Source organism: Nitratidesulfovibrio oxamicus, from assembly GCF_015731765.1.
Taxonomy (GTDB): Bacteria; Desulfobacterota; Desulfovibrionia; order Desulfovibrionales; family Desulfovibrionaceae; genus Cupidesulfovibrio; species Cupidesulfovibrio oxamicus.
Genome location: NZ_VRYY01000678.1, coordinates 1 through 827, shown reverse-complemented (window position 1 = coordinate 827; position 827 = coordinate 1). Strand labels below are relative to the sequence as shown.

Here is an 827-nt window from a genome sequence, read left to right as displayed (position 1 = left end):
GATGGCGTGTTCCGGGGCCAGCATGGCGATGCGCTCGCGCACGGCGTCCAGCCCCCGGCCCAGCAGGGCCGAGGCCGCCACCACGGCAATGCCGCGTCCGGCCAGCGCATCAAGCACGGTCGCGGGCAACTGGCTGCCGGGCATCCCTTCCGCAAGATCCGCCTTGTTGGTCACCACGAAATACGGCAACTTGCGCGCGGCAAAGGCCTCCGCCAGCGCCTCCTCGTCTCGGCCCCACGCACCGTCGGTGACCAGCAGGGCAACGTCGGTGCGGTCCAGCGCCCGTTCCGAGCGTTCGCGGCGCAGCGCGCCCAGCGCGCCCTCGTCGTCGATGCCCGCCGTATCGATGAACACCACCGGGCCCACCGGATCGAGTTCCAGCGTCTTTTCCACGGGGTCGGTGGTGGTGCCCGGCGTGTCCGAAACGATGGACGCGCCCTGCCCCACCAGCCCGTTCAGCAGCGACGACTTGCCGACGTTGCGGCGCCCGTAGATGCCGATGTGCAGCCGCAGCCCCCTTGGGGTATCCTGCATGCCCTTGCTCCTTGCGCCGGTGCGGGCACGCGCCCGGCCCGGCGGATGGTGTCCAGCGCGTCTTCCATGTCCACGCGCCGCTTGTGGTCGTAAATGTGGTAGTCCGCCCGGCGGGCGGCGGGGGTAAAGCCCGGCATCAGCACGTTGCCCCCCGCGCGCAGCCCGGCCAGTTGCCCGTCTTGCGGGGCCAGGGTTGCCAATGCGGTGGTGGCGGGCAGGTTCAGGCCGGGCCGGGCGATGCGCAATGCGGCCATGCAGCGCAGGGTCAGTTCCACCGGGCCGGGCGCAGCCCC

At 71.8% G+C, this 827-nt stretch carries 1 protein-coding gene and 1 pseudogene; both read right to left on the bottom strand.

Annotation, left to right across the window (positions count from 1 at the left end):
* The coding region (locus tag FVW20_RS17140) for a GTPase (protein WP_196610534.1) at positions 1-534 on the bottom strand (534 nt) is incomplete at its 3' end.
* Positions 456-827: pseudogene (locus FVW20_RS19880) on the bottom strand (hypothetical protein); the annotation flags it as partial. The gene FVW20_RS17140 and the pseudogene FVW20_RS19880, both read right to left, overlap by 79 nt.